Origin of the sequence: Psychrobacter sp. UBA2514, from assembly GCF_002341255.1 — a bacterium.
Taxonomy (GTDB): Bacteria; Pseudomonadota; Gammaproteobacteria; order Pseudomonadales; family Moraxellaceae; genus Psychrobacter; species Psychrobacter pacificensis.
Genome location: NZ_DDNS01000026.1, coordinates 900 through 1,142, shown reverse-complemented (window position 1 = coordinate 1,142; position 243 = coordinate 900). Strand labels below are relative to the sequence as shown.

Here is a 243-nt window from a genome sequence, read left to right as displayed (position 1 = left end):
CGAATCTCTTTTCCCGCTCCAAATATGGCTTGAAAAAGCACAAAAAGCCTCACTTTATAGTGAGGCTTTTTTTTATGCGTAAAATCCGACTTAGCGCTACTTTTTAGATAAATAATGGAAGATAAAGTACAGATCGACGCTCTATGGAAAGAAGAGAATATAGCAATAGCTGTCATGGGTGCTATGCACTAGGCGTATCAACTTAAATACTTGAGTGCTTTTGTAAATACCCCATTCTTAACA

1 tRNA gene (cut by a window edge) is annotated in these 243 nt (G+C 37.0%); it reads left to right on the top strand.

Going from position 1 to position 243, the window contains the following annotated elements:
• Positions 1 to 21: transfer RNA gene (locus B3V51_RS08215), tRNA-Gly, on the top strand (it extends 155 nt beyond the left edge of the window).
• Positions 22 to 243: the final 222 nt, after the last annotated feature.